Below are 26,344 nucleotides of genomic sequence, written 5' to 3' on the forward strand. Positions count from 1 at the left end.
TGATTATAAGGAGGCTTTAACATATGCCATTACATCACGAAAACAAAAAATATACTTTCGCCGATTATTTAACCTGGCCAGAAAATGAACGGTGGGAAATTATTAATGGAGTACCCCATCTGCAATCTGCACCTACCTGGCAACATCAGGCTATATCGAGGGAACTATTAACCCAATTCAACAATTACCTAAAAGATAAGTCCTGTCAGGTGTTTGCCTCGCCATTTGACTTAAGACTTCCTGAAAAAGACGAAAACGATGAAGAAACTACTTTTGTTGTGCAGCCTGATCTTATAATTGTTTGTGATAAAAAAGGTCTAAAAGGTACGGGTTACTTTGGTACTCCCACTCTCGTGATCGAGATAACCTCCCCTGCAACGGCAAGAAACGATAAGGTTTGGAAATTTAATAAATATGAAAAAGTTGGCGTTCAAGAATACTGGATTGTAGAACCAGACGGCAAATTTATCAGTGTATATACGCTACAACCTAATGATAGATATGGTAGGCCAGAATCGTATACTGAAACAGACCAGATCAAGGTGACTGTCTTCCCAGACTTGGCAGTAGACTTAAAACCGATATTTGAGGCGGTCTAATTCTAGCTTCTAGAATTCATTTCTTATAAAGATACCTCTATAAGGCCCTCAGAGACAAGCTCTCTGCAGGGCCTTTCCAATGTTTCTACGTAAATCATTCTGAAAAACTAGTATTTTGCGACCCTTGCCTAACTCCAAAACGCTTCCTCAGAATGGGTTTTCTTCCCTTCCCGATACTTCAACACAGTCAGGGTTCTACTCATCTCATTATGCACAATCATATACCCTTCATCCACACCCATACCAGGCTTCGCCAGCATTTGATCCGGGCGAGTAGCCAGTGATACATGAACTGCCGTCCGTCCACCGGCATCCGTTTCATTACAAGATCCACCGACATAAGCGCCTACACCATATTTCTTGGCATAAATTACCGCTTCAATAGTGTTTTGAATTCCCCCTAGATCCGGAGTTTTGATTTGAACCATATCAGCAGCTTGAGCATCAACAAATTTTACAATATCTTCGTACGTATTGCACCACTCATCGGCAACGATTTCAACTTTAATATTCTTAGTCTTCAAGGCCTCGCGTAAAGACTTAAGTTGTTCAATTTGACCCTCGACACTTCCAGCATCCATCGGTCCTTCAATCCGCAAGTGCAACGGTGCAGCGGCTTTTTCCAGCTTCGCAAAGTAGTCGACCATCCGCTCCGTACTATCTTCAAAAGCAATCCCAATTGTACCATAAACATCAATATGCAAGACAGGGCGATAGCTATCTCCACCTAACGTCAGGATTCGGTTTTTCAGCCACTCCACATAATCCAAGAGTAGTTCCCCATTTTTTCCCAGCTTTGTTTCCACATTATTAATCAACGCATGAGGTAACACCCCAGCACGTTTGATAATCGCCTTATCCGCATTATCATAACGATCATCCCCGGTTTGAGTGAAGATCGGGACAGGCTCCAAAACCAGTGGCAGTTTATATTCCTCAAGAATAACTTCTGTCATCGTCTTTTTCTTAGCTTTAGCCACACCATCAAGAATAGCCTGACTTACACCATATCGAATGGCTGTATGATATCGTTCCCCATTAGGCCGGATTAAATTTTCTGCAAGACCCACCAAACGCCGAAAGGAATCAAGTTCCTGTCCAACCAGCTTAGGCGCAATCTCTTCCATAATAATAGGAATGAAATCTTTAGCCAAAAAAAGCGGATCCCGACCACCAGCCCCAGAATATTGCACAGCCGCACAATCCCCCGAAGCCACTTGCCCATCTTCCAGAATCATAATCACAGAAATAGACTCCCCACGTTGACGAACCGCCCTAAACCCCGGTGTCCTCGGCTCCCCATTATAAGTAAATCCATCATGGGCCGCTCCCCCCTTAATCGCCATTTGATCATCAAAATAAAATCCAGTAAGCCCCGGCGAAGCAACAACGTCAACAATTTTCATTATGTACCCTCCCTCGATGTTTTCTCATCTTTATGTTCAACCTGTACTCTAGCTCAAAACAACCTGTTTGTTATGAGACGTGCGATGTGCGGAGCCAACCATTTAGACCGTGACGTCGCTTTGGCCAGGCACGATATTTGTATGCAACTAAGAACCGTCCCCACTCCCACTCTTGCAGCATGCAAGCAAGAACCGTCCCTACTCCCACTCGGAAAACAGGGCTGAGCACAAGGTCCCTTCTCGCCATACATCCCTACTTAATCTAAATCTAATACCCCAAGGGGATTAGCATCCCAGACAACACCCTCGTCGGGAACCCGACCCCATCGACCCAGGATAGACGTTGCTTGAGACCAAGAGAACGACTTAAGCGAGCAGCCCGCCAAACTTCGCGAAAGCGACCCGGAAAACAGGGCTGAGCACAGGGTCCCTTCTCGCCATCCTTGGCTACAGGGACACTAGACCATCCATGGTCGTCGGATGTGCGAAGCCGCCAGTGAGCCAAGGATGGCTCATCTGGCGGGCACCCTGTTTGGAGGGAAGCTTGAGCGTTAGTTTGGCCTGCAAGCGCCAGTTCGTGAACGGGTCTCAAGCAACGTCATCCCCAGAACGACCCCAGAGACGAGCCCAAAGATGCTAACCCCTTGGCCGCCCAACGAGCATCCCTTTCCCAATTGCATAAATATCATCAATCACCATCTGAAAGGAAGGATCTCGCCCCTCGTCCTTGCCACGCTGCGCAATCCGTTCGCGGTGAAACTCCTTAATCCTCTCATCAAACGGAATATTCCCAAAATCCAACAACCTGACCGCACCAGTAGTATCGCGGGCTGGAAGAATCTTACCCGAATTATAACGGCTCGGTGCGAAGGGAACATCAATGACTCCCGCTTGGAAGGCTCTAACGACACCAACAGCAGTATCCCCTTCGCCTAAGTCGAGAACTCGATCGAGGATCGCTCTGGTTTCCGCCAAGATCATTTCCTCTTCCAAGGCCAACTCCGGTGTCATGGGTAGGCTTTGGTCTTTCAACATGCTTAAAATCTGTTTCGTCGTGCGAATACCTGCCGCATTGGCCTCCTTGGTTGGAATACCCAGGGCTTCATGCGGCGTTTTCACGATGACTTTTGTAGCCTTACCCAAAGCCGCAGTCACCGCGCCCCATGAGATGACTCCGAAAGCCTTTGCTTCATCTTGAGGGAAACCACCCATCCATTGATGAAAGACCGTCGTGATCATCACTTTCGGCAAGCCGAGTTTTGCCAGATACTCTTCTGCCAGGACAGGCAGGGTATGCAGTGCAGCGACATCTTGAATGAGATTGCCGCATTGTCCGTAACCGAGCGTCAAACTGCGGACACCTTGAGCGACCGCGAGAATTCCTTCAATCACCGCAACCGCATGTGAGATAGCAGGTGGCACAAGCGTCCCAGTCAAAGGGCCGAACGGTTCGCGGTTGATTTTGACCCCTTGCTCTTCGTACAGACCAATCAAGCGGTCCACATACTGCCAGTATTTGATCGTACTTTCGATGGAAACATCTTTGGAATACGGAATGTTATAAGAGATTCCGCCTCCCTCATAATCCGTAAATCCACCGGCAAGCGTAATTTCCGCCAGTAACCGGGCATCTGGGGTCCCATGACGAACTTGAACCGGCACTTGAACACTTTCAACTACTCGCCGACAAGCCGCAACTCCGTGGTTGACGGCTGGAAACCCATTAAGCATAGAGCGCCCAAGGCCTTGGCTTTCTTCAATCCCAGCTTGAGCTTCGGTATAACGGTTTTGGCGAGTATAAGAATCAATCGTAGACGGAAGAAAATCTGCTCCTCCTTCATCTTGCAGGAAGCGCAACAGCTCGATATGCTCATTAAGCAGGGCGACACCGGCGCGCGGTTGAGCAAAGGTGAGGCCCTTGGCCTTTCCTTCAGCGAGTTTTTCGGCAAATACTTTACTCTTAGGTAAGGATTTATGATAGGCGACCGCTTCTTCAAGGTTTACAGCCTTGCCCGTCTCCCATTGTCCCAAGACTTCCAGTCGCTGGCGCTGAAACTCTTCAGCATCCATTTGTCGGACAGTTAATTCCATTTACTGAACCCTCCTATAATTTAACCACATATTTTTTCATCATCCGGAGCGCGACTTGCGGCGCTACCTCTCGCAGCAGGCCCATAGCCGCTAAAATGTACTCTTTATCTAAATAATAACTAGCCTTTTGTGGTTTAAGAAGCGTCGGTTCCTCTGGATTAAAGACCGCCCCTTTTAAGATTTCCAAGGCATCTGGGTGATGAAGCAGGACTCCTCCCGTACCGATTACCACTGGAAGGGGAGTTAAATCTTTGCCGTGCTGCACATAGGTCGCGCCGAAGGGAGTATAAACAACCTCAACTGTTCCCACATGCCGCTCAACGGCTAAACTCACAGCCATTCGACCCATAGCCCTATCGAACTTGGCCTCCTCCTCCGTTTGAGGGATTCGCCAAGGGTTTTCCTTACATAAGCCCAATTGACAGGCAACTTGCTCATCTGTCCAACCCAAATAATCAAACAAGCGACGCCCGGACGCTTCCACTAAAGCTTCCGAACTGTAACGCATCCCCAAATCACCCTCGACCGTCCGTTTGGCATAAGGTTCCGGCAAGCCTTTAAGCATAACGCTGGGTTTGCTCGGGTCACCTTTAGCAATGGAATGCACATCTGTCGTGGCTCCCCCGACATCCACAATCATCAGTTCTCCCATTCCTCGCTCGGAACCGTGTCCCTGAGCCAGAAGTTCTGCTGCCGAAAGCACTGCAGCTGGCGTTGGCATCATGATCCGCTCCAGGAACTCCTCGGCTTTATCTAACCCTTTGGACTTGATGATGTGGGTCAGGAAGACATCCCTAATTGCTAAACGGGCAGATTCTACTGCCAAAACACCGAGTTCTGGCATCACATTGTCTGCCACAACTACGGGATCGTGGTGTTTTCTTAAGATGTCCGCAGCCTGCGCTGAGACCGCTTTATTTCCTGCAATCACAATAGGAAGGCTAGTAGGAAGCGCGCAAAGCATTTCTGCATTTTTCAGCAGTATTTCTTTATTCCCACCGTCCGTTCCTCCCGCTATTAAGAGGATGTCCGGTTTCGAGACTGTAATTTTGTCGAGATCCTGTAAGGTCAGTTCATAACTAAAGACTTGAAGCACTCGCGCCCCCGCTCCCAAGGCCGCCCGTCTGGCCGCTTCGGCGGTTAACTCTTTAACCAAACCACTGGCGATCATTTTCAATCCACCGGCTGCACTGCTGCAGGCGAGCTTGCGAACAAAATTCCAACCTCCCGCTGGCTCAGGAATCTGAGCCAAGGCCACCTTCAGCCCGTCCATAATGTTCGTCTCAATCGACGTACCCGCTCGGGCCGTCCCAACTATTTCCTCAGTATCCAGATCGACAATCGTGACCTTAGTGTACGTACTACCAAAATCAATGAGAAGGACTGCTTGCAAGGTCCATTCCCCCTTTAATCTTCCGTAATACCCAAATCCTTACGCAAATCTTCAATCGCCGTCTCTGGCATAGTTCCAGGTGGATAAACCCGGTCAAAACCCATGGCCAAGAACCGTTCTTTGACAGACTCAAAGTCGCATTTTCCACAAACCAGGTTACCTCCGACGTACATACGGATATTACCAATCCCTGTTTCCTGACATTTCTCCCGCAGACCTCGGCAATCCATCTCTCCATGTCCATACAAGGATGAAACCAGGATCACGTCAGCATTCGTTTCAATAGCCGCATGGATGAATTCCTCCTGAGTTGCCAGCACCCCAATATTAATGACTTTAAAACCCGCTTGGGTCAAGGCATAATCCAATATCCGATTTCCCACGGCATGAACATCTGATCCAATAACCCCTAAAACCAAGGTTTTTTGTTCCACATTCATTCCTCCATAATCGAGGTTCGAAGTCCGAAGTCCGATTTTCCAAGTTCCAAGTTTCGTGCCTAGTATTCCATTCTTCATCCTTCGTGCTTCAGGCCTCGTGTTCTTGCTTCTTACCCTAGTGCCTCGAGCCTCGAGTCTCGTCATTCGCTCAGGATTACCTGCTCCACGAGATCAATCGGTTCCTGGAGGAGCGTATTTCCGACTTGTCGGAAAAGGCCTGGATCTCCACTTACAAAATAACGGGTCCGCCAATGACTTTTCCCCAGAATTGAACCGGAAGGTGCCAAAACCAATCCTGATTGTTCCCGCTGATCCATTTGCTGCAGCAATACTTTAAGCTCTTGGACAACAGCCAAAGCCGGATCGACAATCAGCACATCCTCCCCTAAGATCTCCCGAATGACTGGTTCAAGGAAGGGATAATGTGTACACCCTAAAATAAGGGCATCTACGCCAGCCGTCTGGAGTGGCGTCAGATATGTTCGTGCAATTCCTCGAGCCTCTGCTGAATTGGCTAACCCGGCCTCAATCAAAGGTACAAAGAGCGGACAACCCTGAGCTTTGACCAGAGCAATGGCTTGCTCTCCGTGCTGCCAAGCTTCACGAAGTACCGTGTTTTCAGGTACACAACCTTTAGCTAACGCTCGACTCACCCCGGACGAATAGGCTTTACTACGCACCGTGGTTTCCGTGGCTATCAAACCAATTCTGCCAGCAATTGTTTTTTCAACTGCCAAGCGAGCTCCTGGTTCGACCATACCGATCATTGGGACATCAAATCGATCCCTAAGAATGGGAAGCGCGGTTGCCGAACTGGTATTACAGGCTACAACAATCACCTCAGCCCCTTGCCCAATCAGAAACGTGACACTCTCTTCTCCGAAAAGTATAAGCTCCTCCCGAGAGCGGTTCCCATAAGGAACCCGAGCTGTATCTCCAAAATAAACAACTCGGACATCCAACAGTTGCTCCAAAATCTCTTTCATTACGGTAAGTCCCCCGACCCCGGAGTCAAATATACCGATCACGCGTTGTTTTTTCAAATCTTCTCCTCCTTCAATTCAAGCAAAGTGCCGCGCAGGAGGTTAAGGCTCCCAGCATCCGGTTCAAAGCGGAATTCAATACATTCCATATGTTCCGGAAGCACTTTTTCAACCCTTCGTCGAAATTTTGGAGCTACAATCACTGCCCCACATTCCAACAAAACCTTCCGTAAATTATCCTCATTCGGTTGGACCAGCGTTTTAAACGTTGGGCGCAAACCGGCTTGCTTCAACGCAAGTTTAACTATTTCAGCAAATTGATAGCTTTCGCAAACTAAAGCCAACTCCCGGCCCACCGTCAATTTGGCAATCCGAACAATTGTCTCCAGTTTAGGCTGAAGTGAAATCCCCAGAATAGGAATACCAACTTTATCTAAGAGAACCTTGACTTCAGCCAGGTTGTTTTCTCCTGTGACGGCCATGTCCATTCCTGCCAAACGTTCCTGCACCCGAGGGGATCCCTGAAGTTCAGAAAGCAAAAACGGCAGGAGACTCACACCTGGGCCGAGATTCCAATGGGCCTCTGAGAGCTGCTCAGGGTTATCTACAATAAAGACCACTTTCCTCCGGGAAAGGAGCGCCTTTTTTTCCATCCCCCGTACGTGTACGAAGGATACAAAATCATCGATCGTAAAGCCAAGCCCGACCGCCTCTTCCATGGCCACATCAACGATGCGTAAGACCTTCTCTTTACGACCTTCCTGCTGCATAATCAGTAACGTATCCTCTACGAAGGTGCCTCTCCCCCTCACTGAACTCAAGATTCCTTCACTTTCCAGTTCCTTATATGCTTGACTCACCGTATTTCGGCTGAGAGACAAGCTTTCAGACAGCTCTCGTTCTGTCGGAAGTTTTGTTCCTGCTGTCCATACTCCCTGGGTTATTCGCCGCCGAATCTGTTCTTTAAGCTGAATGTAATATGGTACACCACTTTTCCGATCCAGATTCATTAAATCCCCTCTTCCCCATCCTTATTCAATTTCAGCTTTGGATTGACTTATATTGGTATGGTTAATTAGTCCAATTAATTGTTTATAATTTCGCCATTCTCCCAAATTTCCCTTCTTTATCTTAGTATTTATAAAAAAAATATTATATTAATAATCCTATCTTATTTAAAAGACTTAAAGATTGTCGTCTAAATGTGCATCCATATTATATGAAGATAAAGAACGAAGGTTATATTTTTTGATTAATACAAAAAAGAAGTAGAGTAACTTGGCATCTTGCCAAATCCTCTACTTCTTTCTGCGGATCGGATAAATCTTTTGCATATCAATCTAACCATGGTAGAGCTCAAACTTCATATGAAGCGCCCCCTACCAGCTGTTTAATAATTCAACATTTGTTGAAGCTGTTGTTCCAAATTCTGTGAGACGCCACTATTGTTACCCACAACAGCTGATTTGGCAATATACCCCTTATTGAACAATAAAAAATAGTTTAAGCTTGAAGGAATATTATTCTCAGGCAGCATTGCTACAAAACCGCCTGTTTTGGCAGCCAAAGCAGCCGTCACTAAGGCATCTGCATAGGGTTTTCCCGAGCTGACATCATCTTGGCGAACTCGCCCCGAGGTGAAATAAAGTGGGGACTGAGGATTTTCGGTATTAAGAAGGTTTTGGAAAATAATACTTTGCGTATCATAACGGTCTAAGCCACCCCAACGTTTGACTGAATACTTTGCGCTTAATTGTTGTTCCACCGAAGTACCAATAACCGCCGTTCCGCCTAGTAAGATGACGTTACTGGCATTCAGATTTGTCAAAGCCTGCATCGTAGAAGCTGGCAATGAATCTCTATCGGTCAGCAAAATCGAGTTTCCTTGCTCAGCAGCAAAGGCACTGATCGCTATAGCATCTGGAATTGCATGCCCATTGGCCAGATATACGGTATGGGTGGAATCAGTTCCCACATTTGAGGAAATCTGAGCAGCGGTATCATATCCCTGTTGGCCAGCTATCCGAGTAACATTAAACCCCTTCAAGCTATCTTGGACACTCTGGGATATGGCCACTGTACCGCCAACGATATAGATGTTCTGGGCACCCAGCTCGCGAATCTCTGCTAATGTCCGCTCATCTAAGCTGGAAGAAGCTGTCATAAGAATCGGAGCATCGAGTTTCTTAGAGAGTGGAGCCGCTGCTAGAGCATCGGAAAACTGATCATCCCGCGCCAAAATTACATTTGTTGCGCTCTGCCAACCTTGCTTGGCAACCTCAATCGCAAGCCCCACATTATCAGACGTTTGGGAACCAATCCGACTATCCGCTACAAAAGCTGGACTAACAGGTATTGTCCCAATGATCTTTCCACCAAAGAGAAAGTTGACATTACCTGATTTTGTCGGAGTCATATTCAGTATAAAGGTTCCATCATTTAAGGTCGTATAATTCTGAGATCCGCCATCAACTTCCGTTCCATCAACAGTCACTGACCTTTGTTTCAAAAGATTCCCCTCAGAATCCGTAAGCTTGACTGTTATAGAGTTATCTGCGTTTATAACAAGCGGATCCGTTACCGTTGTAATTGCATCGAGGACCTTTATGGTCGCAGTTACTGAACCTTTGTTTGGATCAACGGCACTAATCTTAAGCGTGTAGTCTCCCGGTGTGTATAAGGTAACATTAGAGATATTGTAAAAGCCACCACCACCCGATGCAGAATACTGGGTCACTTTCCCCTCAGGATCTGTAATGGTCGCATTGACCGATCCCGTGAAAACCTTACTCACCGGAATCCGAGTTAATTTCACATTTATGGTGGTTGGTTCCCCGATAATCAGTGTGGAGTCTTCGTCAGACACGAACGTAATCCCTCTCAAGGTAATGTAATTGTCACTAGTAGTGGAATCAGTAGCAGCAACTGCCAACCCCGGAATCATACTAATCAGCAAAGAAACCATCATTAGAATACTTAAAACAGTCCGTATCTGTCGCTTCTTCCCCATGTCTATTTCTCCTTTCTAACTTGCAGAACAAATATAACAACACCCTCGAATCTATACGAGTTTTTCCTCGTCCTAGGGGCTCGGCGTACTTAGAAACTCAGAGATTCACAAACCTCGAATAAGGTTGTTAAAAGGTTGGATCTACTCATACCTTAAGGCATCAATGGGGTCCATTGCCGCAGCCTTTCGTGCCGGGAAAACTCCGAAGACAATCCCAATCGCGGCGGAAAAACAGAAAGCAACCAACACTGAGGTCATAGAAATACTGGTGCTCATCTTTAAGGCCTTCCCTGCCAGAGTAGATCCTCCATACCCCAGGGCAATACCAATCCCTCCACCTAAGACGCTAAGTACGACTGCTTCGATGAGAAACTGCAACAGAATATCCATGCCTTTAGCCCCAATTGCTTTCCGAATTCCAATCTCCCGTGTTCGTTCGGTGACCGAAACAAGCATGATATTCATGATTCCAATCCCTCCAACCAGTAAGGAGATACCAGCAATTCCACCCAGAAGCATGGTCAAGGTTTGGGTTACTCCTGTCATGGTAGCTAACATATCCGCTTGATTCTGAACTGTGAAATCATCCGCTTTGCCCTCGGGAATTTTATGAGCTTTATGCAAGGCTGTTGTAATTTCATCTTGAGCCGTTTGCATAAAGTCCGCTGAAGTAGCCGATACCAGGATACTGCGCACTGTCTTTTTCCCGATTAAGCGCGCCTGAACGGTTGAAATGGGTGCGGTAATCATATCATCACTACTCATAAACCCGGTTGACCCGGTGGCCGTTGTCACCCCAATAACTTGAAAGGGAACGTTGTTGATTTTAATAACTTTTCCGATAACTGAAGCATTCGCGTCACCCATAAGGTTTGTAACCACTGTTGGGCCGAGAACAGCAACTCTTGCGCTACTATCGACATCCTCTTGGGTAATAAAACGCCCACTAGCTATTGTGACATTTTTAATTAAGGCATAGTCCGCTGTAGTGGCTGTAATGCTTGTGGAGGTATTTCCGGAACCGAAGACTACTTGGGCATTTGTAGTCGTAACAGGCGAAACTGCCTTCACTGCCGTATCAATTGGAATTTTTGAAACATCCGTCATGCTTAGGGCATCGGAGCTGCCAGCCCCCCCGCGAACCCCACCGGAATTCGACTGCCCCGAGCTAATTGTCAGAAGGTTCGAACCGAGGCCCTGAATCTGGGAGGTGATCGAAGCGGTTGCGCCATTTCCGATCCCAACCATGGCAATAACCGCCGCCACTCCGATAATCATCCCGAGCATCGTCAAGGCCGAGCGCAGTTTATTGGCCCGCAGAGCCCTGAGAGAGACTCGGATACTTTCAAAAAAGTTCACTTTGCTTCTCCCTCCTCAAGGACCAGAGCTTGAGCTAGACGTTGATTTTGAACTACTTCGTCCCCTTCAATATGACCATCGCGGAAACGGACAATTCTTTGGGTGAATTCTGCAATATCCGGTTCATGCGTCACAATAATAATCGTGTTTCCTGAAGCGTGGAGACGTTGAAAGATTGCCATTACCTCTTCACTAGACCGACTGTCCAAGTTCCCTGTGGGCTCATCGGCTAGGATAATGGAAGGTTTTGTGACCAGAGCGCGGGCAATAGCAACCCGTTGTTGCTGACCACCTGAAAGTTCTTTGGGGCGGTGATGAATCCGACCACCTAAGCCAACCGATTCTAAGGCAGCAATGGCCCGTGCCCGTCTTTCTTTACCCCCTATCCCCGCATAGAGCATGGGGAGTTCTACATTTTCAACCGCCGTTGTCCGAGCCAGAAGATTAAAGCCTTGAAAGACAAACCCAATCTTGCGGTTACGAATCACAGATAAATCATCACCACTGGCCTTCGCCACATCCGTTCCATCCAGATAATACTCGCCTTCTGTCGGAGTATCCAAGCATCCCAAAATATTCATCATGGATGATTTGCCGGATCCTGAGGGTCCCATAATGGAGACAAACTCACTGGCGCCAACATGAAGGTCCACCCCATTTAAAGCAGCCACTTGAATATCACCGTTCGCATATATTTTTTTGATCCCTTTGAGATCTATCAAATCGCACCCCTCCTGACGTATTCGTCAAAGCAAGCTCACTTAGTTCCCTCGGGCACCGCCGCCCATTGCTCTGGCAGGGTTAGCGCCTCCGCCACCGCCGCCTAATCTAAAGCCAGAAGTAGAATTAGTCGTGGTTGTCGTCGAGGACGAACGTGTGCCAATAATGACTTCTTGCCCTTCTTCTAAACCACTTTTGATTTCTACATTCGTTCCATCATCTAAACCGGTCTCTACCTTAACAAACCGAACATTCGCCATTGCGCCATTTCCTGCGCCAGCATATCCCGCGCCGGCATTTCTTGTGCCAGTATTACCTGCAGCAGCATTACCTGTAGCGGCATTACCTGTAGCGGCATTACCTGAACTTGCGTTTCCTGCATTATTAGCTTTGGTGCTTGATTGACCTGCCGCATTCGCTTGATCTGCACCAGTACTGGAAGTCACAGGTACCATGACACCTTTTTCATTTCCTCTGGTTTTAACCGCTTCACTGGGAACAGTTAGAACACCCTTCGCTTCCGCTACAATGATGTTTATATTGGCATTCATTCCTGCCCGTAGCAAATCGCTGGCTTGATCGACCATCGCCGTGACTGTATACGTCGTAACGTTCTGAGTGGTTGTACCTTGTAAGGCAACAGCATTTACTGTCCCGCTGATATGGTCATTCGGATAGGAATCCAGGGTAATATCCACTTTCTGCCCTACTTTGCACTGTGAGATATCTGCCTGATCTATCGAAGCATCCACTTCCAGATTATCACCCTGGGGAGTTATCGTAATAATTGACTTTTCATCTGAATCTTGGCCCAGTTCAAGTGGGCAACTGACAACCACTGCGTCCACCGGGGCAACAATTGCGGCATCATTTAAATCCGCCTGAGCACTAGCCAGTTGAGCCTGGGCTATTTGAATACCCGCTTGAGCCGATTGAATATCTGCTGTTTTCGGGCCCTGAGCTTGTTGATCCACTTGATATTGAGCGGATGTAACATCTGCCTGGGCAGATATCAAAGCCTTGGCCGCCCCTCCATTTTGGAGATTCTTAGTAGCGGTCAAATCATTGATCGCTTGGTTCAAAGCATTTTGCGCGGATTGTATAGAGGAAGCCTCTCCGCTCTGCTGTGCCTTGGCTAAATTATCACTAGCCGATTTGACATCCTGTTCGGCTAGTGAGACTTGGTTAGCTAAATAGCTCGGATCGGCATTCTGTTGGGCAGTTGTTAAACTCTGCTGTGCCTTAGCAAGCGCTGCCTGCGCCTGAGCACGGGTTTGGTCATTGAATGAATCTTCAAGATTTCGAAGTTTGGACTCGGCGGACGTTACATTGGCCTGTGCTTGCAAAACGGAAGTTTCCAGCTTAGTTTCGTCTATCTTGGCCAGAACTTGCCCTGCTTTAACTGTATCCCCTTCCTTGACATTGAGCTCCACGATCTTTCCGGCTTGTGAAGAATTTCCGGTTGTTGGAAAGGTTAAAGTGATCGCGTGTGGGTAATTGACTGTTCCAGTTGCCGTGATCACCTTGTTGACATCACCCATTTTTACTTTTGCGGTAATGTTAGAGGCAACGACAGGCTTGGCTTTAAAATGTTCATAACCCCAATAGCCACCTCCTAAGACCAGAACGCCCAAGACTCCAAGGGTTACCCATTTTTTGTTCATGCTCTCTCTCCTTTTCTACCTGTTAATGAAACAGTCATCAAACTAAGCTATTGGGTATAAGTAAACTTACTTAAATGAAGTTCTCATAATAAAGTTGGGTTAAATTTTATCCAAGGGTTCATCGCCATTTTCTCCATAAGTAATTAACAAGGAATTTAGTGGGGGTTAGCCATCGGACTAAATTCCTTGCTTAATATAACATAGTAATATGATCAAATAGCGATAGACTTCTTAAGATGTTGTTAAGGTAGTTACATTCGGTTTTACCGGTAAAAAGATTTGAAAACAACTTCCGACTCCCGGCTTGCTCTTCACATTAATAGAGCCACCGTGTGCCTGGATAAACTCCTTGGCAATCGCGAGCCCTAAGCCCGTTCCACCACTTTCCCGCTCTCGTGCTTTATCTACACGGTAAAAACGGTCAAAGATATGCTCAAGTTCTTCCTCTGGAATTCCTTCTCCAGAATCCACAACCATCACTTGTACCCACTCTCCGGGTCGTAACTCCCCTTGGCTTTTTTCCGCTCTGTCCATTTCTTCCGGTTTTTCCCCTTTGCGTCGGAAGACAGCACGGAAACGCGTATTTCCCTCGTGAATGGTTTCATCTTCTATCGGCCTTTCGACCCTCCCTAACAACACGCGCAAAGAACCTCCCGGCGGTGTATGGAGAAGAGCATTTCCAATCAGATTCACAAATACCTGGGTCAAGCGATCTTGATCACCAATAATTTCCGCCGTATCTCCTATAACTTCGATCTTCAGCTCTCGTTCCTCAAATTCTATAGCAAATTGCTCAATAATTCTCTCTAGAATCTGTTTGAGATCGACTGCTTTCCAACTCATAGGTAATTTGCCGGCTTCAGCCAGACTCAGCTGTTGCAGATCTCGCACCAGACGAATGAGTCTTAACGTTTCATCCTGAATCGGGAGGATAGTTTCCGGCGTTGAAGGGAGCACTCCCTCCTGAATTGATTCCAGTTTTCCAAGAATAACTGCCAGAGGCGTACGCAATTCGTGCGCTATATCCGCCACCATGTTACGCCTCACTTCTTCATTACGGGCCAATTGTTCAGTCATCCGATTAAAGTCCCGGGCCAAAGTCGCAATATCACCATTGCCCTTCACATCAACCCGCGAGGACAAATTCCCTTTCCCCACATTCCGCACGGCCTCCATGAGATGGTTTAAGGGCTGGGTGAAATGTCGAGTCAGCAATAACCCCAAGAATAGAGCCACCAAGGAAGTGATAATCAATCCGATGATCATCGCCTGAATAATCGAGGTACCAATGGCCTTTGCCACTCTACCATCCATCGCTGTTGGACGTTGATCTTGCCAGAAATGTCCTACCGTCTGCCCACCCACCTTAATTGCCTGCCATTGTTTCGAGATTTTAGTGTCTAACGGAAACATCGCAAGTGATTTGCCAAGATCTTTACTTGATGCGGCTGCCACCACGCTATCTGCTTGGTTGAACACTAAAAAGCGTTGGGAGTCACGAGGGGGACGTGAAAACTTCTGATCTGGCGGCCCCTGGTTGAGCTTTGTAATATACTCTTGAACCCCATCCCAGCTACTGTGGCTCTCATAGTAAATACTCAACATTTGATTAAAGCGCTCACCAAAGGCTTGCTGTACATAAGTTTCAGCATGCCCTAGCAAGGCTTGAGTAGAAGTTAGGGCAATGAAGGTAAAAACAATGGACATAAAAAAAACCATGCCAATGAGTGCGAGCAGAAATTTGCGCCGTAATGTCACACGCCTTCACCGAACCGATACCCAACGCCAAACACAGTTTCCACATATTTAGGGTCACTTGGGTTGTCCTCAAGTTTCTTGCGCAAATTAGAAACATGCGTATCAATAGATCGCTCATAGTAGAGGTACTCCTCCCCCATGGCCTGACGCAAAAGTTGAAGACGGCTATAAACTGTACCAGGGCGAATGGCAAGTAGATGAAGTATGTTGAATTCGGTCGGGGTTAGGAAGATTTCCAGCCCTCTTTTCGTCACTTTATGGCTTGTGACGTCGATGCTCAATTCTCCTCGGACTAATATCGAAGAATTATTTTCCTGAACCACCCCCGACGAACGCCGCAGCACTGTCTTAATCCGCGCTGCCAATTCTCGAAGGCTAAACGGCTTAACGATGTAATCGTCCGCTCCGAACTCGAGGCCTAAAACTCTATCGATTTCCTCTGACTTTGCAGTAAGCATGATAATTGGGATCGTACTCGTCTCACGTAAGTGTTTGCATATTTCTAACCCACTCATCCCTGGAAGCATCCAATCAAGCAAAACGAGATCCGGTTTTTCTCGCTCGATAAGCTCTATCCCTTCTAGACCATTGATCGCCGTCAAGACATTAAATCCTTCCCGCGAAAGGTAGTCTCTGACGAGGGTTAAGATTTCCTGTTCATCATCTACTAAGATAATTTTCATTGCCACATTCACCACTTTCCGGTACTCATTTTTATTATAAGTATACCGCTTATCTTTCAGATGTATTTAGGAAAGTTCTCAAGATTGTATGAAGATAAAATAATACCTTCACCTAATTTATCTTAAGCAAAGGTATCTAAACGATTATTTCAACTCCATCCGCTGGGTCAGAAGTTCCAATCGACTCAACAAGTCCTCGTATTCTTCATCTGTATAATCCTTAAGGACTGCACCGAGAAAACTTTGACGTTCTCTAATCACGGCATCAAGGGCTTCATCCCCTCTAGCTAACAAGTGCAGCCTGACCACTCTTCGGTCTTTGTTGTCCCGAACTCGCTCGACCAGGCTCGACCGTTCCATTCGGTCCGCTAAGTCAGTTGCCGTGCTGCACGCGACAAACAAGTGTTTACCTAAATCTCCCATTGTCAAGGGCCCAAATTCCCGAATGGTTAAGAGTGCATTGAATTGAAGTGCAGAAATCTCCATGCCAATTAGAATTGATCGACCACGCTTGTACAAAATGGTATTAGCACGTCTTAAGGTCTCCTCTAACTGTTTTGTCAATTCTTCGGTAGGTGCCATCCCTCGACCCCCATTCCCCTATTTAGATCTTATTTTAACATAGATTTATTGCTAGTACATCTAAGAGATGGGATAAATGGAAATGGAAATGAAAGATACTCGGCTAAACAAAGCAATGCCTTGTTTGCCGAGTACCTACCAGCCTCGTTTCTTCCGTCTTCTCCTCACATCTTGTCCCGGAGGGTCCGCGATCAATACAGTTCGAAGCCCTTTGCGTAAGTCGCCGACCCTGCGACATGATGTCACTCTGACCGAAACACATCCTCGTGTTTCACACTGCCCACTTGCATCAAAGGTTCAAAGCCCCAGTTTAGCACGTGATCGAGCGCAACGGCTGAACGATTATCTCGTTAACCCTCTCACGTGGAACTGGGAGGATAGTTAAAAAGATTAATTGAGCTTGGAGAATCAGGCAGCGCTCCGTTGCTCGTTTTCTCTGATGTAGAAACTCCTGAACCTTTGTTTTTTGTTCCTGGGCTTGGGGTAATAGGGTTCGCGTTTATGTCTGTAGAGTCGCCCCCCTTAACCAGGTTTGCTTTATTTACCAGGTTTGTTGCATCGATTGTCCCATACTTAGTCAAAGGTTTTCCCTCGACGCGAATCTGGACTTGCTTGATTGTCGAAAACTGGGTTAGGGTGTTAACTAGCCCATAGAGAGCGACTTCAGAAGACACCTTAGAATTGGGTTGCAAAAATTCCTTACTCAAATCTACGATAACCACATTCTCTTTAATGGCAATATCAAGGAGCATTGTGGTTGTTGGAACAGCGGCTTGCACAGTCGTTCCACTTGAAACTGCGGGACCTTTCAACCATTGAGTTACCGTCTCTCTAGCTAAACTCAAAGTCTTGGGCAACGTTCGTTGTTCTTCTACCAAATACTTACCTGTCCCATCTGCAAAGTACAGTGAAATCTCCCTCGAATCCGCTGAAGCTGACGCTGTTGATGCAGCCGGAAGAGTGGCAGTTTTATCCCCACCAATAAAATCTCCTAACGAAGTCGCTGTACCCTCCTTGTTAATTAAGGTCTCCAATGTCCCACAGCCCAGAAGAAAAATCAGACTGAAGAGTACAACCCCCATGAATAGACTGTTTCTAACCCGTATTTTCATATTCTTTGCCCCTTCCCCTGATCGATGTTCGACGTTCGACTTTCGATGGTTCGATGTCCGAATATCGCATCGCCCATTTTAGCCCCTAGATAAGTTCAAACTGAACTTCATCTAAAGTACTCCACTGAGTAAGTTCCTTTGCCTTACTCTAAACCTATGCTTTGTCCTCAAAAATAGTACAGGTTGTTTTGTATAAAGCGTCGCTCTGAGCCATAAATATGGGTATCGTTATGTTTAGAGAAAGGAGCCTCTGATGCACGATTTATTCAAAATCCTCTGGATTAGCACGATTGCCGGACTGGCCACGACCTTTGGCAGCATACTGGTTCTTTTATTTGGAAAGCCACAAGAACGAGTTCTGGCTTCCCTAATAGCAGGAGCTGGCGGTGTGATGCTCGCGGTTGTAACCGTCGATTTGTTACCAAGTGCTTGGCAAAATGGCCCACCGCTGCAAGTAGGAGCTGGATTTGCACTAGGCCTGCTCTTCATGCTTCTTGCGGCTAAACGTCTCGAGGTCCCCAATAACACACTCCCCCTGTCACGTCGCCAACGTCTAAAAAGGACCGGACTCCTCATTGCAACCGGGATCGCCTTACATGATATTCCGGAAGGCATGGCCATCGCCGTCAGCCAAGAAGCCGCCTCCAACCTCGGCTTTCTTATTGCCTTTGCCATTACATTACATAACCTGCCTGAAGGGATGGCAACAACGGCACCGTTAAAAATGGCCCGTATCCGCTGGTGGAAAATTCTTCTCCTCAATATTGTGATCGCCTTTTTCACTCCGCTCGGAGCCTTGCTCGGGCTCTTGGCCCTCGAAAACGTTCAGAATTCCTTGGCCTTTTTTCTCGCCCTTGCTGCAGGTGCGATGACTTTTCTCATCTTCGCTGAACTTATTCCTCTCTCCCGAGAGCGGCACCCGCATTATGCCCTACTCGGCGGAACAATTGGATTTGTCTTTTTTACGTTAGTCAGTGTTTTGCATCCAGGTTAGGGAGGAAGTGAGGAGGAAGTGTCTTAGCACGTTCGCACACGCTTCATCGCTATTCCCTTGACGATAAAGCTAAAACGCAAAACCTCTGGGCTTTCTGCATGTTAACCGTTGCGTTTCTTAACGCTTGATCGTCTGCGTCCATTGACGCGATTCCGCTAAAGCGCTCTCTAAGCTAAGAAACTTCCTCTGGGCTGGGTCGCCGGGAGGAGGACGACTTTAGGGCTCTGTTAGCTGTAGCCGTTTGCATGCTTGACGCAAAAATGCTTGTGTTCAGATGCAATTCTAAAATGCGCTCTCAGCTAGCAAACCTCCTCGAGGTTTAAGTGCCTGTCTGGTTGGGACATAAGAAAGATAAAAAAGTAGAGGATACCGAATTTACGGTATCCCCTGCTTTGTGGTGATAATGGCATTTCTGTTTTCTGGAAATAAATGAACAAATGAGTTACTTGAGTATTTGGGCCGCGTAGTCTCCCATCGCTTCGTACCCTTTGGCAGTTGGATATTTCCCATCATCTGATAAACCGCTTAGGTATTTACCGTTGGAATCAAATAATACGCTGGAAAAGTCTAGGGTCAGGATATTTTCCTCCTTGGTATAATCCTGCTCCCACTCCCGGGTGTCTTTAATGTTTTGCTGAGCCCCCGGGTACCCGATCGGAAGGGCTAGGATTGGAGTAATGTGATTGGATTTTGCTTTCTCCACTATAGCTTTAATATTGGTTTGCACCTCTTTCAGAGGCACTTCTTGAATTGCATCCCCAATCCCTGCAAAAATAATAACCCGGCCTGGTTTCTCAGCCACAACATCTGCATCGAAGCGAGAAAGTAGGTCTTTAGCTGTCTGCCGCACTTTCCCTTTATTAACTACTGGAACCTGGAGAACATCCGCCATCCGTTGAGTCCAGGAATGTTCCTCGTCCAGTGGATATCCTGAGGTAAACGAGTCTCCTAAAGCGACGATCTTTGGATTGCTGAGTGCTTGAACCTGAGTATTAACCGCAGTTTCCGCAAGAGGTTTGGTAGCCTGCCCCCATAGTCCAAAATATCCGGCGATCAGCACGATAAAAGCAAGTCCAGCAGCGACTTGAATCAGGCGTATTTCTAATCGATACGTACGCATAAAAATTTCCCCTTTCTATATATAAAAATATTCTACACCCATTCACGACATTCCTTCTTTCTCCCTTAGTACACCTTTTTTCTCACCTCTTACGAAATCCATCATACACCAGTACGCCCTTTAACGCATAATTTGTATAAGGAAAAAAGGAGGTAGCCTCATGAATTACATTAACAAGGCTCGTGAATTAGGGGAGGCCCTGTCTCAAACCCCTGAAATTCAGGGATTAAAAGCTGCTGAAGCTGCCATTATGGCCGATCCCCTAAGTCAAGAAGCATTTAGCCAGTACCAGGATAAAGAACGCGGACTGGTGACCACGCAAATGATCAGTAAAGTTGTTCCAGAAAAAGATTCTCTAGCACTTCTTGATCTAAAAATCCGTCTTATGAATAAATATCCTCTTATAAAAGCGTACTTTGTTCAACAGCAAAAATACGAAAAACTTATGGCTATGGTGAACCTGACCCTAACCACTTCAATGCATGGCATGCCTTCCGCAAATGACCTGCCTATTCCGGAAGAGTTAAAAGGCATGGCTCAGCAAATTCTTGACAAAATCAGCGGCGGAGATTCCATGGAAAAGATGCAAATCTCACCGGAGATGTTAAAAGGTATTAAGCTTCCACCCGGCTTAACTCAGAAACTATAAAAGGGAAGTGTTATTGAAAAGTGCCTCTCGATGGTTACCACGGGCCCTATTTCGTTAATGATATCACGCATCCTATGACTTTAATTGCCTTCCTAATCGTCATGCTGTTAGGGGGATGGGTAACTATTCGCACTTGGTTTTGATGAATTATTAACGAAAGGAGAAACGCCGTGATCAACCAATATAACTGTATACCCCCGATGCCGGCGACTCCTTTCTCCTTTTCCATCTTAGTGGACAGCCCCATTCGGCGTAATTTAAAGTTTAGCCCTGTCAGTGCGATGATATTTCCTTTGGCTTCTACGCAAATTCATTATGCCTCCATGATTATTGTGGGTTTAGATGTGCTTATGGCATTTCTTTTCAAACGCTCCTTGGCCCATCCTCCAAACCCCTCCCGCCCAAGTCCAGATCTTTATCCCGTAACACTTACCTTGCCACAACTAACCAAACTCATGCAAGCAGCCATCAATGGGCAGGTTCCTATGCCTTCACCTGTTCAAACTGCTCCGGGGCAAGGCATTGGTCCCGTCGGAGGGGATGAACCTCTCTTTCCCGATAATTTAAGTGTTTCCTTGATCATATCTGCTCCTTTTGCGCCATTTGACGGAAGCCCTGATACGTCATTTAACGTTCCTTTATTCGAAATCCCCGGAGCACCCGGCAACCTGATTATTGCTCTAGGTTTAATCATTGCTCAGTTCTTTATTGAACGCACTGGAATAGGAACTCCTGATGGAACTGGAAATGGATCTGGGAACCCCGACACAAACGGTAATGTGACCAATAGCAATGATGGGAAGGGAGGGGTAAAAAATGCCACTGCTAAGTCGACCCCGTAATCCCACCTTTCCTACTGTAATTCCTCAGAAATGTTTCGAACCCAAGTCTCCTCAAACTTACGATTATGGGTTTAAACGGTTTGCACCACTACTACAGTCCCCACCCGTTGGCGCGGGCATTTTGGCGATAACCTTGTTCTATTTCATTGCATTTTTCTCTAATGTACTCTTAGCCCCAGCATCCTTCACAACCCTAGGCATCACCGTGACTATAGGTACGTTTGGGTTACTTGCCTTAGTTGTGCTCATTCTGTTTTTATTTTAAGGATGCGGACCATTAACATTAAAACACCAAAAGCATGAGCCTTTCACTCATCAAAGTGTAAGGCTCTTAAAATTATCTTTCATATTGTTCAAGGTCGAAAATAAATGAATTTGCATAAAAATTGTTATAGCCCCAATGATCAGTTATGGCTATCGATACGTTAAATCCATGCGAATTAATTCGGACCTATCGGCGGAGACATTGGAGGGATCGGTGGGGCTATAGGTTCGGAAGCGACTCCCATCTGGTTCAGCGATTCTAAAAGTTCTGGATTTATGGGGGCAGCTTCTGGGCTTATTGCTGGTTTTTTCCTGCCACTAATCAATCCTGTGACTTTCCCCCAAACTGTCGTTGCTGTATTCTTCATTGGAGTGAGAAAGGTCATCATCCCCATGGGTTCTTTGACTTTTAATATGATTGGTCCATTGGGAGCCTGCCCAAGCTGAGCGGGGTTTTCCACAGAAACGACGACACGACTGTAATGCTGAAGAGGAACCGGACTTTGGAAATGTGCCCGATAAACTCCATTTCCAACGGGCCGCAAAAGCCCCACCAAAAATCCAGTCTTTCCTTTGTCATCGACCAAGTAAGCTGCATACATCCCTGTCTGTCCTGGTCCCAGGTACGTTTGGGGCACTGGCAAATTAGCGATCAGCAGAAAGCTGTTGTCGGGTGAAATCGTCGCTGCCCCATTACCATTAATCCCCTCTTGAGCGGCTTGTAGAACAAGTTGCCGGGTTTGATTCATCCCTGGATTCCCTTGAAATTGAACTTGATTATATCCAGGACCCTGGCTATACCCGCCTTGATATCCTGGACTTTGATTATATCCCATGCCTGGGTTATATCCACCCTGATTATATCCCCCACCCTGTTGAGGTGGACTATTGCCCACGCCTGGCATAGGTGGAGGGGGCTGGAACGGTATCCCTGAAGGAGGCGGTTGCTTTGCGCCTATAAAACCCCCGCGTAGATTTTGGATTTGTCCATCTTTTTGAAAGACCCCACTCGCTTTAAGTCCTGAACCCAGTGTATTGCGAATCGAACCCGGAGAGTATCCCGGAGCTAATTGACCATTAGGTAATTGCATAGGGAACCCCTGCGGTCCGATAGGCTCATAAGGACCATTTGGCTTATCCCCACCGAACTTCACCATGCTCCCCTCCTTTATTTAATTCAATGTAACTTTATAACATGATATGATAGGACGAATGGAAGGGTTCTGAAGACAACCTAATGGGCAAACTAATAATTAAGGAGCGAGCAAACTATGCCCGAAAAACTTACTCCACTGCTTTCTAAAAACATATCCCGACGCACCTTTCTCTCGCGTGTCGGCGGTTTTATAGCCAACCATTGGTTGCTTTCCACATTACCTCTTGGCAGCGCGGGGGTCCTCGGCTGGGCCGAACATGATACTATGGCCCTGAAACGGGAACAGTGGGATTTGTTTTACCCCAACCTACCTGCTGCTTTAGAGGGAAAAACGATCTGTCAACTCAGTGATTTGCATCTAGAAAGCCTACGAATTTCACCTGAACGCATTGACCAGGTCGTGATGGCCCAAAAACCGGATCTCCTCGTGATTACCGGGGATATCATTTCCACCCGGACGGATCTGAATAAATTAACTCCTTTCCTAGGAAGGCTTACAGCAACCTACGGAAAATATGTTGTCATGGGAAACAACGATTATAGCAATCTTTCCCACACCCTCTTTAAACGATATCTCCAACAGCTTCGAAACTTAGGATGGATCCCCTTGCTCAACGATGCCTCTTTCTTAGCGCAGCTTAATCTCTGGGTCATCGGAGTCGACGACCCAGCTACTGCCCATGACGATGTGGAGCTGGCCTATCAAAAGGTTTTTTCTTCTTCCCCGCCTCCTACTCCACCCTTTCGCCTAGTCCTAGCCCATTCCACAGATTGCCTAGACGATGTGGCTAAAAACGGGGCCGAACTTCTTCTTACCGGGCATACTCATGGTGGGCAAATCCGGCTGCCAGGGCTACAACCACTGATTACCAACACCTATCTGGGAGACTATGGGATTTATGAAGGCTATCATGTGATTAACGACGTTCCTCTTTACATTAACCGCGGCATAGGTGAAAGCGTTATTCCACTTCGCTTTAATGTCCCACCAGAGGTTGCCTTTTTCACCTTACACCTTGGGGAAGCACCACCAAAACATCACTCATAAGTGAAGGGGCACGATGCTTCGTGCCCTTTTACCCTGAAAATAACCTATTTTTAGTCATTGGTAATAACGTAGCACAGTGGCCTGGGGGGTAAATATGTAAAGAGACGCAAGAGGGGACGGTTCTTGCTTGCAGATTCGATGCAAGTCAAGAACCGTCCCCTCTCCCACTTATTCCCCGTTACAAGTTCCTCGACCCAAGCCCAGACGCAGTATGACACGAGCGCGACGTCTTTACGTAAGCAGATCAGCAAACTTCCGTTAAAGCAACCGACCCTAAACACGGGGCAGTGCACAAGGTCCCTTCTCGCCGTCCTGCAAGAAGGTTAATACGTGCGAAGACCGTGTCTTCGGGCTTCAGGGACACTCAGCCACCCTGCAAGAAGGCTAATACGTGCGAAGACAGTGTCTTCGGGCCAGCGGATGTGCACTGCCGCCAATGCGCCAAGGATGGCGCTTTTGGCACGATAGTCTCCAGTGGAGATTATCGCCATCGCCGAAGGATGAACCCCGCTCCCCACAGTCAGGAGTTTGAACGGTTAGTTTGCTCTGCGTCGTAAGCACTGAGCGCTGTGTCATACAAGTCAGATACTAAATGTATGGTTGCCAATCCGTTTAATAACGGGTCGACTCTTAATCCAACGGTCTGTGGCAATACGTGGATTGAAATAAAATATTGCTCCGTTCGTCGGATCCATGCCAGATAGTGCTGCTTCAGCGGCCTTATAGGCCTCATCATCGGGTTCTAAATGAATCTGTCGGTCCTCTACGGCTGTGAAGGCACCTGATTGGTAAATAATAGCCTGTATAGACTTAGGAAAACGAGGGTCTTTCAGACGATTGAGCACGACTGCTCCAACTGCCACTTGTCCTTCAAAGTTTTCACCCCGAGCTTCGCCATAGATAACACGGGATAAGAGTTCGACATCTTCTTTGGATACCAAATGCGCTAAGCCTCGAGAAAGAACCTGGCTTTCAGCCTCTATTGGAACCGTGTTTCGCGCTACTTGTGTCTTAGCGTCGTCTTGATCGATTGACTGTGTTTCTTGGTTTGCAACTATGTCGTACGTTGGAATCTTCGATTCCATCTGTGACGGTTGAAGATCGCTCGAACGTGATGTACTTGACCCTTGCTTATAAATTCCGGCAAAAACCGGTATACTTCGTAAAATACTTTCCCACCACGACCTTGTGACCGTATTATCGACTGCTCTTGACGTAGTATTTGCGACTTCCTCAGAATAATCTTTCACATCAATAGTCACCGGGTCTTTAGTTGTTTGTCTTGTTTCTCCATTCGGGACCTGCAAGGGTTCTCCAGCTTGGATTTGATCAGGACTCTTCATTTGGTTGAGCTTCGCAATTTGGTCAACCGTAGTATGGTATTTTTGGGCCAGGTTCCAAAGGCTTTCTCCACGCTGAACTACAATTTCTAGGGTGCCTGTTGGATTCTCGAGAGCATTATCGTTTACATAATTAACTTTCTTTGTTTCTTCCATAGCAATATTATAAGAAAGCACGGTTCCATTTTTGCTCCCTCGTCCCAGGGCGGGATAAATACTGGCTTGCCACAGAAACAAGCACATCATCCCACATAGGAATATTGCAGAGGATTTCCGACATCGTCGGTGTGGCAATAAAATAAAAATCACCTCTTAAAGTTTAGACTATTTCTAGTCTTTCCCAAGAAAGGCGAGATTTATAACAAAACAATGTTAACTGCTTATTGTATTGCTTACTTTTACCATATTTATCATATCCAACAAGGAGCGGACATATATTATTCTGACTGAGCAAAAGAAAACTAGGTTTTTTTCTTTATACTTATCAGAAAGTATAGCGCATCAGTGCAACTAAGGCGACTGTCTTTGCCCAAGGCTAACAAGAAGGTTAATACGTGCGAAGATAGTGTCTGCAAAAAGGCTAACACGTGCGAAGACAGTGTCTTCGTGTAGGCTTCAGCCAGTTTTCTTAATATCAGTCAAAGCACGGTATGTGAAGTGAGGGCTGAATTATATGAGGACTTTAGTTAAAAACCTTTTATCATCTTTCTCTTCTCCTGAAGCGCCACAGCTTAGCGAGGCCGAACACCTGCTTGCAGAAATTGAGGATACAAGAGTGAAGATGAAATACGCCTGGAACCGTCTGGATTTTGCGGCACCTGAATACGTAGAAATTGCTGTACTTGAACTCCTACTTGTAGAGACACAATATAGCCTTCTCAATAGACGTTATCGTTTATTGCAAGGCAGTGAAAAAGAATCCCCGTATTTCATGACATCAGCGGCTAAAAGATTGCCTTTTTCTCTGGAACACCAACTTCAAAATCATGCGTTCTATCGAGCCTTCTGCCTGCCTGCAGAGGAGAGTTATTCAGAAAAGGGGCTGTTGCAAAACAGGCGCACATAAAAATAGCACATAAAAAAAATTCGCCTTGAAATGGCTTATTAAGCCTAATCCAGACGCATTTTCCT

Annotated in this window: 28 protein-coding genes; 8 read left to right on the forward strand and 20 right to left on the reverse strand. The window is 46.6% G+C overall.

Annotation, left to right across the window (positions count from 1 at the left end; translation table 11 throughout):
• Positions 1-23: 23 nt before the first annotated feature.
• Complete coding sequence (locus tag DOT_RS02980; RefSeq protein WP_009613993.1) at positions 24-599, forward strand: Uma2 family endonuclease; 576 nt, start codon at positions 24-26, stop codon at positions 597-599.
• 128 nt (positions 600-727) lie between these two features.
• On the opposite strand, the gene DOT_RS02985 is transcribed toward DOT_RS02980, so the two are convergent.
• The 15 genes from DOT_RS02985 to DOT_RS03050 form a co-directional block, all read right to left on the reverse strand.
• On the reverse strand, positions 728-2,005 hold the full coding sequence (locus tag DOT_RS02985) for a methylaspartate ammonia-lyase (RefSeq protein ID WP_009614003.1): 1,278 nt from the start codon (positions 2,003-2,005) through the stop codon (positions 728-730).
• A 70-nt stretch (positions 2,006-2,075) separates the two neighbouring features.
• Positions 2,076-2,252, reverse strand: coding sequence for a hypothetical protein (locus DOT_RS30180; protein WP_157998397.1), 177 nt, complete (start codon positions 2,250-2,252; stop codon positions 2,076-2,078).
• A gap of 21 nt (positions 2,253-2,273) precedes the next feature.
• A complete protein-coding gene (locus DOT_RS02990) occupies positions 2,274-2,597 on the reverse strand; it encodes a hypothetical protein (RefSeq protein ID WP_040411087.1) in 324 nt (107 codons plus the stop codon).
• A gap of 44 nt (positions 2,598-2,641) precedes the next feature.
• Positions 2,642-4,096 (reverse strand): methylaspartate mutase subunit E, encoded by a 1,455-nt coding sequence (locus tag DOT_RS02995; RefSeq protein ID WP_009614004.1) that lies wholly within the window; start codon positions 4,094-4,096, stop codon positions 2,642-2,644.
• Between the two features lie 13 nt (positions 4,097-4,109).
• Complete coding sequence (gene glmL, locus DOT_RS03000) at positions 4,110-5,489, reverse strand: methylaspartate mutase accessory protein GlmL (protein WP_009614005.1); 1,380 nt, start codon at positions 5,487-5,489, stop codon at positions 4,110-4,112.
• A 14-nt stretch (positions 5,490-5,503) separates the two neighbouring features.
• Positions 5,504-5,923, reverse strand: coding sequence for a methylaspartate mutase subunit S (gene glmS, locus DOT_RS03005; protein ID WP_009614006.1), 420 nt, complete (start codon positions 5,921-5,923; stop codon positions 5,504-5,506).
• Between the two features lie 146 nt (positions 5,924-6,069).
• Positions 6,070-6,972 carry a glutamate racemase gene (locus DOT_RS03010; RefSeq protein ID WP_009614007.1) on the reverse strand — a complete coding sequence of 301 codons (903 nt, stop codon included), beginning with the start codon at positions 6,970-6,972 and terminating at the stop codon, positions 6,070-6,072.
• Positions 6,969-7,922 carry a GntR family transcriptional regulator gene (locus tag DOT_RS03015; protein ID WP_009614009.1) on the reverse strand — a complete coding sequence of 318 codons (954 nt, stop codon included), beginning with the start codon at positions 7,920-7,922 and terminating at the stop codon, positions 6,969-6,971. The genes DOT_RS03010 and DOT_RS03015 overlap by 4 nt, the downstream gene beginning before the upstream one ends.
• A 380-nt stretch (positions 7,923-8,302) precedes the next feature.
• Entirely contained in the window at positions 8,303-9,922 is a 1,620-nt protein-coding gene (locus tag DOT_RS03020) for a cell wall-binding repeat-containing protein (protein ID WP_009614013.1), read from the reverse strand.
• A gap of 141 nt (positions 9,923-10,063) precedes the next feature.
• The gene (locus DOT_RS03025; RefSeq protein WP_009614016.1) at positions 10,064-11,281 is read right to left on the reverse strand and encodes an ABC transporter permease; all 1,218 of its coding nucleotides are present in this window, start codon (positions 11,279-11,281) and stop codon (positions 10,064-10,066) included.
• Positions 11,278-12,003, reverse strand: a complete 726-nt coding sequence (locus tag DOT_RS03030; protein WP_009614018.1) for an ABC transporter ATP-binding protein — start codon at positions 12,001-12,003, stop codon at positions 11,278-11,280. The genes DOT_RS03025 and DOT_RS03030 overlap by 4 nt, the downstream gene beginning before the upstream one ends.
• A gap of 39 nt (positions 12,004-12,042) precedes the next feature.
• Complete coding sequence (locus DOT_RS03035) at positions 12,043-13,665, reverse strand: HlyD family efflux transporter periplasmic adaptor subunit (RefSeq protein ID WP_009614020.1); 1,623 nt, start codon at positions 13,663-13,665, stop codon at positions 12,043-12,045.
• Positions 13,666-13,896: 231 nt separating this feature from the next.
• Complete coding sequence (locus DOT_RS03040; protein WP_242833757.1) at positions 13,897-15,372, reverse strand: ATP-binding protein; 1,476 nt, start codon at positions 15,370-15,372, stop codon at positions 13,897-13,899.
• A 47-nt stretch (positions 15,373-15,419) separates the two neighbouring features.
• Positions 15,420-16,106 carry a response regulator transcription factor gene (locus DOT_RS03045; RefSeq protein WP_040411093.1) on the reverse strand — a complete coding sequence of 229 codons (687 nt, stop codon included), beginning with the start codon at positions 16,104-16,106 and terminating at the stop codon, positions 15,420-15,422.
• 144 nt (positions 16,107-16,250) lie between these two features.
• On the reverse strand, positions 16,251-16,688 hold the full coding sequence (locus tag DOT_RS03050; RefSeq protein WP_040411095.1) for a MarR family transcriptional regulator: 438 nt from the start codon (positions 16,686-16,688) through the stop codon (positions 16,251-16,253).
• A 76-nt stretch (positions 16,689-16,764) separates the two neighbouring features.
• On the opposite strand from DOT_RS03050, the gene DOT_RS29525 reads away from it, so the two are divergent.
• Entirely contained in the window at positions 16,765-17,073 is a 309-nt protein-coding gene (locus DOT_RS29525; RefSeq protein ID WP_009614037.1) for a hypothetical protein, read from the forward strand.
• Here the strand turns inward: DOT_RS29525 and DOT_RS03055 are convergent.
• Positions 17,048-17,800, reverse strand: a complete 753-nt coding sequence (locus DOT_RS03055; RefSeq protein ID WP_040411097.1) for a GerMN domain-containing protein — start codon at positions 17,798-17,800, stop codon at positions 17,048-17,050. The genes DOT_RS29525 and DOT_RS03055 overlap by 26 nt on opposite strands.
• A gap of 253 nt (positions 17,801-18,053) precedes the next feature.
• Here DOT_RS03055 and DOT_RS03060 point away from each other — a divergent pair, with 253 nt between their 5' ends.
• Positions 18,054-18,794: a ZIP family metal transporter gene (locus DOT_RS03060; protein WP_009614041.1), complete on the forward strand. Its 741-nt coding sequence runs from the start codon at positions 18,054-18,056 to the stop codon at positions 18,792-18,794.
• A 442-nt stretch (positions 18,795-19,236) separates the two neighbouring features.
• Here DOT_RS03060 and DOT_RS03065 read toward each other — a convergent pair whose 3' ends face one another.
• On the reverse strand, positions 19,237-19,914 hold the full coding sequence (locus tag DOT_RS03065) for a GDSL-type esterase/lipase family protein (protein WP_009614043.1): 678 nt from the start codon (positions 19,912-19,914) through the stop codon (positions 19,237-19,239).
• Positions 19,915-20,074: 160 nt separating this feature from the next.
• Between DOT_RS03065 and DOT_RS03070 the strand changes: the two genes are divergently transcribed.
• From DOT_RS03070 to DOT_RS03080, 3 genes are all read left to right on the forward strand, one after another.
• Positions 20,075-20,563: a YlbF family regulator gene (locus DOT_RS03070; protein WP_009614045.1), complete on the forward strand. Its 489-nt coding sequence runs from the start codon at positions 20,075-20,077 to the stop codon at positions 20,561-20,563.
• A 170-nt stretch (positions 20,564-20,733) separates the two neighbouring features.
• Positions 20,734-21,405 (forward strand): hypothetical protein, encoded by a 672-nt coding sequence (locus DOT_RS03075; RefSeq protein ID WP_009614047.1) that lies wholly within the window; start codon positions 20,734-20,736, stop codon positions 21,403-21,405.
• Positions 21,380-21,670: a hypothetical protein gene (locus tag DOT_RS03080; RefSeq protein WP_040411100.1), complete on the forward strand. Its 291-nt coding sequence runs from the start codon at positions 21,380-21,382 to the stop codon at positions 21,668-21,670. Before DOT_RS03075 ends, DOT_RS03080 begins: the two co-directional genes overlap by 26 nt.
• 175 nt (positions 21,671-21,845) lie before the next feature.
• On the opposite strand, the gene DOT_RS03085 is transcribed toward DOT_RS03080, so the two are convergent.
• Entirely contained in the window at positions 21,846-22,823 is a 978-nt protein-coding gene (locus DOT_RS03085; protein ID WP_040411112.1) for a hypothetical protein, read from the reverse strand.
• A gap of 117 nt (positions 22,824-22,940) precedes the next feature.
• Here DOT_RS03085 and DOT_RS03090 point away from each other — a divergent pair, with 117 nt between their 5' ends.
• The gene (locus DOT_RS03090; RefSeq protein WP_009614053.1) at positions 22,941-23,873 is read left to right on the forward strand and encodes a metallophosphoesterase; all 933 of its coding nucleotides are present in this window, start codon (positions 22,941-22,943) and stop codon (positions 23,871-23,873) included.
• Positions 23,874-24,196: 323 nt separating this feature from the next.
• On the opposite strand, the gene DOT_RS30185 is transcribed toward DOT_RS03090, so the two are convergent.
• Both DOT_RS30185 and DOT_RS03095 read right to left on the reverse strand, forming a co-directional pair.
• Positions 24,197-24,364: a hypothetical protein gene (locus DOT_RS30185; protein ID WP_009614055.1), complete on the reverse strand. Its 168-nt coding sequence runs from the start codon at positions 24,362-24,364 to the stop codon at positions 24,197-24,199.
• A gap of 90 nt (positions 24,365-24,454) precedes the next feature.
• Positions 24,455-25,459, reverse strand: a complete 1,005-nt coding sequence (locus tag DOT_RS03095; protein ID WP_242833758.1) for a cell wall hydrolase — start codon at positions 25,457-25,459, stop codon at positions 24,455-24,457.
• A gap of 427 nt (positions 25,460-25,886) precedes the next feature.
• Between DOT_RS03095 and DOT_RS03100 the strand changes: the two genes are divergently transcribed.
• On the forward strand, positions 25,887-26,279 hold the full coding sequence (locus tag DOT_RS03100) for a hypothetical protein (RefSeq protein WP_009614059.1): 393 nt from the start codon (positions 25,887-25,889) through the stop codon (positions 26,277-26,279).
• Positions 26,280-26,344: the final 65 nt, after the last annotated feature.

Origin of the sequence: Desulfosporosinus sp. OT (assembly GCF_000224515.1) — a bacterium.
GTDB lineage: Bacteria > Bacillota > Desulfitobacteriia > Desulfitobacteriales > Desulfitobacteriaceae > Desulfosporosinus.

Coding starts and splice junctions, on each gene's coding strand:
- DOT_RS03020 (WP_009614013.1), bottom strand. CDS start 9,922: ATGGGGAAGAAGCGACAGATACGGACTGTTTTAAGTATTCTAATGATG.
- DOT_RS03080 (WP_040411100.1), top strand. CDS start 21,380: ATGCCACTGCTAAGTCGACCCCGTAATCCCACCTTTCCTACTGTAATT.
- DOT_RS03035 (WP_009614020.1), bottom strand. CDS start 13,665: ATGAACAAAAAATGGGTAACCCTTGGAGTCTTGGGCGTTCTGGTCTTA.
- DOT_RS03015 (WP_009614009.1), bottom strand. CDS start 7,922: ATGAATCTGGATCGGAAAAGTGGTGTACCATATTACATTCAGCTTAAA.
- DOT_RS03050 (WP_040411095.1), bottom strand. CDS start 16,688: ATGGCACCTACCGAAGAATTGACAAAACAGTTAGAGGAGACCTTAAGA.
- DOT_RS03070 (WP_009614045.1), top strand. CDS start 20,075: ATGAATTACATTAACAAGGCTCGTGAATTAGGGGAGGCCCTGTCTCAA.
- DOT_RS30180 (WP_157998397.1), bottom strand. CDS start 2,252: ATGGCGAGAAGGGACCTTGTGCTCAGCCCTGTTTTCCGAGTGGGAGTA.
- DOT_RS29525 (WP_009614037.1), top strand. CDS start 16,765: ATGGAAATGGAAATGAAAGATACTCGGCTAAACAAAGCAATGCCTTGT.
- DOT_RS03060 (WP_009614041.1), top strand. CDS start 18,054: ATGCACGATTTATTCAAAATCCTCTGGATTAGCACGATTGCCGGACTG.
- DOT_RS02995 (WP_009614004.1), bottom strand. CDS start 4,096: ATGGAATTAACTGTCCGACAAATGGATGCTGAAGAGTTTCAGCGCCAG.
- DOT_RS03065 (WP_009614043.1), bottom strand. CDS start 19,914: ATGCGTACGTATCGATTAGAAATACGCCTGATTCAAGTCGCTGCTGGA.
- DOT_RS30185 (WP_009614055.1), bottom strand. CDS start 24,364: ATGGCGATAATCTCCACTGGAGACTATCGTGCCAAAAGCGCCATCCTT.
- DOT_RS03095 (WP_242833758.1), bottom strand. CDS start 25,459: ATGATGTGCTTGTTTCTGTGGCAAGCCAGTATTTATCCCGCCCTGGGA.
- DOT_RS03040 (WP_242833757.1), bottom strand. CDS start 15,372: ATGTCCATTGTTTTTACCTTCATTGCCCTAACTTCTACTCAAGCCTTG.
- DOT_RS03090 (WP_009614053.1), top strand. CDS start 22,941: ATGCCCGAAAAACTTACTCCACTGCTTTCTAAAAACATATCCCGACGC.
- DOT_RS02985 (WP_009614003.1), bottom strand. CDS start 2,005: ATGAAAATTGTTGACGTTGTTGCTTCGCCGGGGCTTACTGGATTTTAT.
- DOT_RS02980 (WP_009613993.1), top strand. CDS start 24: ATGCCATTACATCACGAAAACAAAAAATATACTTTCGCCGATTATTTA.
- DOT_RS03045 (WP_040411093.1), bottom strand. CDS start 16,106: ATGAAAATTATCTTAGTAGATGATGAACAGGAAATCTTAACCCTCGTC.
- DOT_RS03055 (WP_040411097.1), bottom strand. CDS start 17,800: ATGAAAATACGGGTTAGAAACAGTCTATTCATGGGGGTTGTACTCTTC.
- DOT_RS03100 (WP_009614059.1), top strand. CDS start 25,887: ATGAGGACTTTAGTTAAAAACCTTTTATCATCTTTCTCTTCTCCTGAA.